At 52.8% G+C, this 6,879-nt stretch carries 5 protein-coding genes; all 5 read left to right on the top strand.

The features are described 5' to 3' along the window. A partial coding sequence (locus J7413_RS19265) for a fumarylacetoacetate hydrolase family protein (protein WP_209101289.1) occupies positions 1-135 on the top strand: 135 nt, incomplete at its 5' end. After that, positions 132-1,409: an L-fuconate dehydratase gene (locus J7413_RS19260; RefSeq protein ID WP_209101273.1), complete on the top strand. Its 1,278-nt coding sequence runs from the start codon at positions 132-134 to the stop codon at positions 1,407-1,409. The genes J7413_RS19265 and J7413_RS19260, both read left to right, overlap by 4 nt. Before the next feature lie 375 nt (positions 1,410-1,784). Next, positions 1,785-5,165: a Hint domain-containing protein gene (locus tag J7413_RS19255; RefSeq protein WP_209101270.1), complete on the top strand. Its 3,381-nt coding sequence runs from the start codon at positions 1,785-1,787 to the stop codon at positions 5,163-5,165. Then, complete coding sequence (locus tag J7413_RS19250) at positions 5,165-6,211, top strand: hypothetical protein (RefSeq protein ID WP_209101267.1); 1,047 nt, start codon at positions 5,165-5,167, stop codon at positions 6,209-6,211. The genes J7413_RS19255 and J7413_RS19250 overlap by 1 nt, the downstream gene beginning before the upstream one ends. A gap of 274 nt (positions 6,212-6,485) precedes the next feature. Beyond that, positions 6,486-6,692, top strand: coding sequence for a DUF2892 domain-containing protein (locus J7413_RS19245; protein WP_209101264.1), 207 nt, complete (start codon positions 6,486-6,488; stop codon positions 6,690-6,692). Positions 6,693-6,879: the final 187 nt, after the last annotated feature.

Here is a 6,879-nt window from a genome sequence, read left to right as displayed (position 1 = left end):
GTCATCTCAACAGGAACACCACCAGGCGTCGGCATGGGACAAAACCCGCAAACATACCTCAAACCTGGCGATAAAATGAAACTCAGCATCCAGGGACTGGGAACGCAAACACAAAACGTTGTAGCAGCGAAATGACAAAGATTACCAGAATTCGAACACACGATCTGAGATTCCCCACGTCTGAAAGCCTTGATGGTTCAGATGCAATGAACCCAGACCCCGACTATTCAGCCGCATACATCGTGCTGGAAACAGACGGAGCACATGAAGGGCATGGTCTGACGTTCACAATCGGACGCGGCAATGAAATTTGTGTGACGGCTCTTAATTCGTTGGCACCTCTGGTCGAAGGACTGGAGTTAAACTGGATTATTGAAGATATGGGGCGTTTCTGGCGCCACATTACCGGCGACAGCCAGCTCAGATGGATCGGTCCAGACAAAGGCGCCATCCATATGGCCGCGGGCGCGGTTATCAATGCGGCATGGGATCTTTGGGCAAAGAACGCAGGCAAACCAGTTTGGCAACTCGTTTCAGAAATGAGCCCAGAAGAGATCGTACGGCTGATCGATTTTAGGTATCTCACGGACGCGCTCTCCCCAGAGGAAGCTCTCGATATCCTGCGCAAGGCTGAAGCAGGGAAACAGGACCGCATCGATAAGCTGCTTTCCGAGGGATACCCTTGCTATACGACGTCTGCAGGGTGGCTGGGCTATCCTGATGATAAACTGCGTCGCCTCTGCAGAGAAGCGAAAAACGCTGGATTTACCCATACCAAGTTTAAAGTTGGCCGGGATCTGGAAGACGATATTCGTCGCTTAAAAATCGCACGCGAAGAGCTGGGCGAAGAGATGAATATCATGATCGACGCCAATCAGGTATGGGATGTTGACCAAGCGATCGATTGGGTCAACACATTGGCCTTCGCTAAACCTCTGTTTATCGAAGAACCCACCAGCCCAGACGATGTTTTGGGGCATAAAGCGATCCGCGAAGGCGTTGCCCCCATCAAAGTAGCAACCGGCGAAATGTGCCAAAACCGCATCATGTTCAAGCAGCTGATTGTCTCTGGCGCAATCGACGTGGTGCAAATTGACAGCTGCCGCATGGGTGGACTGAACGAAGTGCTGGCTGTGATGTTGATCGCCCATAAGTATGGCCTGCCCGTGTGGCCGCATGCAGGTGGTGTTGGCCTTTGCGAATACGTGCAACATATGTCTATGATCGACTACGTCGCGATTTGCGGAGAGAAAGACGATCGGCGGATCGAATTCGTCGACCATCTTCACGAGCATTTCGTCGACCCTTGTGTTGTCAAAAACGGGGCCTACCTTGCCCCCTCATTGCCGGGCTTCTCGATTGAGATGAAACAAGACAGCATCAACTCATATGAGTTCCAGCCTGCATAAGGCGATGCAAGAATACAACTGGGAAGGCAGATCCATGCCTTCTCAGGGCCGGCAAGGCAACTTTGACCACCCTCACGAATCAGAAAAACGCGATTTTTGGTAGAGCAATTATGTGCCAGCCCAGAGACTGCACACGACCCCGAAACAATAAAGCCTCCCCGTTCTCCGAACCGACGCATATGGTCAAAAAACGACATCATCATGTCTGAAATTTGCGTGACTAATCTTTTATTTACAAATGTTTAGTTTGACGATAGCCGCACTAAGATGACGGATTTGGCACAAGAGGAACCGAAAACGACCTCACTCCTCACGGCCCAAATTCAAACAAACGCGGAATTCGACCTTTGAACGGCCAAAAATAGGGGAATAGCTATGTCTGGAGGAAGTGGCAGCGGAAGTGGCAGCGGAAGTGGCAGCGGTGGCGGTGGCGGTGGCAATTCGCTAGGCCCCTTAAAGCTTGGTCCAGACGGTGTCGTACGCGGCGGCAATGGCAACGACAATATTTTCCCCGGCTACAGAGATGGCGACGGAGATCGCGTTGATTCAAACGATGCACGCCTTCCAACCGAAGGTGGCAATGACGACATCATCTACGCCAATGGTGGCAATGACACCGTGAATGCCGGATCTGGCAACGACTACGTAGATGCTGGCAGCGGGAACGACGTCGTACAAGGTGGCTCTGGTCACGATGTTATTGCAGGCAACACAGGCAATGACACAGTTGATGCCGGAATAGGCAACGACACTGTATTCGGCGGCGGTGGCAATGACAGTATCCACGCTGGCGATGGCAATGACCGCATTTATGGCGACAATGATACCGGAAACACCGGCAACCTGCTCACCAATGGTAATTTCAACCAGGGTGGCGCAGGCTGGCAACGTATCGACGGCAACGGCGACGGCGTTGCTCCGCATATTGGTGGCGACGTAAGTTTCAACAACGGCGGTCGTGCTGCGGGCAATGATGCCATTCAGCAGACCTTTGCGACCAACATTGGCGCAGAGCATACAGTCTCGCTAGATCTCTATGAAAACAATACTGGCGCGGCCCATCACGGTTTCCGGATTGATGTACTAGACGCTGATGGCAATGTCATTTCCTCTGAGTCCGTTGCAGTTCAGAACAACACCACACAGAAGGTTAGCTTCACCTTCACCGCCACCACCTCCAACGCCACGCTGCGGATTGTAAACACCACAGCCAAAGGAGAACATCACAGCAGTGATGGGAAAATCGACAACGTTTCTGTTGTGGAAACGCCCGATGTGGCAGGCAATGACACCATTGATGCAGGGTCAGGTAATGACTTTGTCGATGGCGGCGCAGGCAACGACTCGATCTTAGGCGGCGACGGCAACGATGTACTCTATGGCGGCCAAAACAATGACACCGTAGATGGGGGTGTTGGCCACGACTACATTCAAGGTGACGAAGGCAACGATAGTCTATATGGTCATTGGGGCGCTGACACACTTAAAGGTGGCAGCGGTAGCGACACTGTGGATGGGGGTATGTCCACAGACCATATGGACGGTGGTGAAGGCATCGACACGGTCAGCTTCCAACGCGCCTTTGGATCAGCCAATGAAAACGTCAACCTTGATCTACAGGCCGGCACAGCGCGCCTAAGCGATGGTACCACAGAGACCGCGACGAACTTCGAAAATGCAATAGGCAGCGCCGGCAACGATACAATTGCGGGCACAGAAGGGAATAACCGGCTCGAAGGCGCAAGCGGCAACGATGTCGTATATGGCAGAGGAGGCCACGACACCTTATCCGGAGGTGGAGGCAACGACTCCATTGTCGCCGGCCTCGGCAACGACTCAGTGGAAGCTGGTGCCGACAACGACACCGTCTTTGGCAACGAAGGCAATGATACGGTGATGGCCGGGGACGGAGACGACTTCGTTGCTGGTGGCTTCGGCACGGATTCAATGGACGGGGGCGCCGGCAATGACACCGTTTCCTACGTGGATTCCTTTGGAACGGCATCAGAATTTGTAGAGCTGGATCTACAAGCTGGCACTGGTCGCCTGAATGGCGGCCCACTCGTCGAAACGGTACGTAATTTTGAGAACGCAATTGGCGCCCGGGGGAATGACAAGATTTCCGGCACCGAGGGTGGAAACGAACTCAAGGGTGAGGGTGGCAATGACACACTAGATGGACGTGGCGGCAACGACACCTTATTGGGTGGAGACGGAAATGACCTGGTCATCGGCGGTCAGGGCATTGACCATCAAGATGGCGGCGCAGGTAACGACACCGTCTCTTTTGACGGCGCGAACGGCAACGGTATTTCGCACGTACGTTTCGACATGAACACCAACTACGCGAAGTTGGTCAATCATAACAATGTCGTAGTCAACCACGAGTCTGTGACCAATTTCGAAAACGTTATCGGGTCAAGCGGCAATGACTGGATCACGGGCGATGGCGGGAACAACCGGATCGAAGGCCGCGATGGCAACGATCTGCTGCAAGGGGACGGTGGCAATGACACGCTCGAAGGGGATTATGGCAACGACTTTCTGATTGGTGGCAGCGGCGAGGACGTGATCGACGGCGGCGTGGGGCACGATCGGCTTTTTGGTCAAAGCGGTCAGGACACCTTTGTCAGCAGCGATGGCAATGACCAGATCGATGGCGGCACTGAGCGCGACACTTATGTCAGCGACGATCCCACCGACGAACATGTCCATGCCTTCATCGACAATGGCGGCAACGGTCATGTTGACAAGCTGGGCTCTGGGTATCGAGATTCCGTCAAATCTGTCGAACATTATGTAGCTGACGAAACCGCAAATGATGACAAGATCACTCTGACCACAAATATAACAGATGTGTCTACCATCACCGGTTTGGACAGCAGCGCCACGGGTGTATTCACATCTTCGAAAGGCCAAACGATCCAGTTCGGCGGACAGGGGCAACCAACTCTGCGCGACATCCTTGATGGAAATGTTCAAGGCGTTTTCCCCCGCGGCACTTATCAAATCACCTCCGGAGACGAGAGTGGTCAAATCGGAAACATCTCCTTTGAGAATTTTGAGGAGATCAATTTCACGGTTGTCTGTTTCACCGCAGGAACGCGCATACTGACACCAAATGGCGACGTCGAGATCGACGCACTAAGTGCTGGAGACCTGGTCTCAACCAAAGACAGAGGCGCTCAAGAAATTCGCTGGATCGGGTGCAGACATATTTCTGCTGAAGAGCTGGATATGCGCCCGCACCTAAAGCCTGTGCGTATTTGTACCGGAGCGCTTGGGGCAGGCCTGCCAAAACGAGATCTGATTGTTAGCCCACAACACAGAGTGTTCCTTTCTTCAAAAGTCGCAGAGCGCATGTTTGGGCAAAAGGAAGTTTTGGTTGCCGCCAAAAAACTAACCAAGTTTGATGGAATTGAAGTTCTCGAAGACAATCCTGATGGCGTGTCCTACTATCACTTCCTGTGCGAAAATCACGAACTCGTTTGGTCCGAAGGCGCGATTACCGAAACCCTCTTCACAGGCGCTGAAGCACTCAAATCGCTTTCCCCGGTCGCGCGTGATGAAATCTTCGAAATCTTCCCGGAACTTAAAACTGGGGACGAGAGCGGTATACCAACTCTTGCGCGCGCAACACCAAGAGGCGCCAAGCTGCGTTCGCTATTAGACCGCCTACAGCGTAACAAACAGCACTTGGTCAGCTCATCGCCGGATGCGCTCAAACCAAATGCTTCAGCAAGACAGATGCATTAATGGCCAATGCATTGCCAAAATTACAGGACTTAGAAACCGTTGCCGGGGTGAGTGTGTCAGAACTCATCACGGCGACGGAAACACACTTTGGTGTTCCTGTGATCCGAGCAAGCTGTCCAGGAGGGCGGGATCGCGCGATTTTTCGAGTACATCTAGAAGATCGAACACTCATCGCCTCCCGTCGGCGCAACACCAAAGGAGCGGCGCGAGAAAAGCGTATATTGGAATACGTCGCCCCTTGCACCGACCACTTTCCACAGCTGATTGGCGAGCAAAACGGATTCCTATTTCAGACCGATATGGGGTCTATAAGTTTAGCCAGTAAACTCAGCGCACTGAAACCTTCCGAAGCGCTGAAGATTTTTGATCAGGCAATCGTCTCTGTATTCAACTACCAATTGGAGATTGGTCGACCACTCCCAGAAGCTAAAGTCCCGGTCTTGTTCGCCAAGCCGGAAAAACGAAAGTACTTCTGCGATGGACCTATAAGAACGGCCGAAGTTTTTGGTGTGCCACTCTCTGGCTTCGAACCAGATAGCGTATCAAAAGAATTCAATCCAACGGACGCCAGCTTTCTAAAGTGGGACAACAGAGTCGCGAATGCTTCTGTAGCCACCGAGGGCACAATCGGGTGGTTTGACTTTGAAGACAGTTTTGTCGGCGCTGGCTTTGAAGACTTGGCATGGATTGCCGCCGACGAGTTTCATGCATTCGCTTTTTCCGATATTTATCCATTGTTTGCAAAACGCATCGAAGAATTTCATGGCCTTGCGGCGTCCGTGGTTCTCCGCCGTTTCAACCTTATGACGACACTTCTGATTGCCCTAAGAACCCGACGCATTGGTCGGCACCTTTTGAAACGCGGTAGATGGTATACGCGTCAGGAAATTGAACACTCCGACCGTGTGGGCGCACATCCAACTATGCTGAAAGCTCTGCTGTTACGTGGAATGCACTTTGCAGAACTGGAAAAAGAAACACTGCCCTTGGTGCAAATGTTTGACCGCATTCTAGATCAGCTTTCGGAAGCGCGCCTGAAAGACTAGAGGCCTACCGCCAAGTAGAATCGCTCCGCTAACGACGGTCCTCAAACAAGACTGCGTCAAACAGATAAAGCTTCTCTGTCAAAAGATGACAGCTAAATATCAACTTCAAACAGCAGAGCGCCCAAGCCACAGACCAAAGTCGGTAAATCGACGGCTGCACGTTAATGAACATGTCCACGTTGTGGAAAATATCGGCGCTTGGTGACCATGTCACCAAAGTCTCCGCGCGCCGCATGCGAATGTGGCTACGCAACGATTCGACCTGGAGACGAAAATGATGAAGAACATGGGAATGATCGACCGCGGCGGCCGTCTGATCATCGCGGCGGCGTTGGTGTATATGGCACTGGTTGCAGGCGTTATAGGCGGTGTCCTTTTCTGGATCGCCTTGGCTGTTGCCGCTGTGTTCACCCTGACGGCGTTTGTCGGGAATTGCCCGCTTTACCGCATCGTCGGTCTCAAAACCTGCCGCGACTGCTAATCCATACGCAGGCCAAGGGCGTTAGGGGCATCCCTTTTGAGACTGCCTTAAGTGCTCTGCACCGCACCAAGAGGCGTTTGGCTTTGGCAGGGAACTTGCCAGGGCTGCACGCCAGCGGTGCGGCGCCGAGGCGCGCCTTCAGTCAATACGCAATCACAGATGCGGTCACTGATTTGGAAGACCAAGG

The organism is Shimia sp. R10_1 (assembly GCF_017744095.1).
Classification (GTDB): domain Bacteria; phylum Pseudomonadota; class Alphaproteobacteria; order Rhodobacterales; family Rhodobacteraceae; genus Shimia.
This window is presented reverse-complemented; position numbering and strand designations above follow the sequence as displayed.

Coding starts and splice junctions, on each gene's coding strand:
- J7413_RS19250 (WP_209101267.1), top strand. CDS start 5,165: ATGGCCAATGCATTGCCAAAATTACAGGACTTAGAAACCGTTGCCGGG.
- J7413_RS19255 (WP_209101270.1), top strand. CDS start 1,785: ATGTCTGGAGGAAGTGGCAGCGGAAGTGGCAGCGGAAGTGGCAGCGGT.
- J7413_RS19245 (WP_209101264.1), top strand. CDS start 6,486: ATGATGAAGAACATGGGAATGATCGACCGCGGCGGCCGTCTGATCATC.
- J7413_RS19260 (WP_209101273.1), top strand. CDS start 132: ATGACAAAGATTACCAGAATTCGAACACACGATCTGAGATTCCCCACG.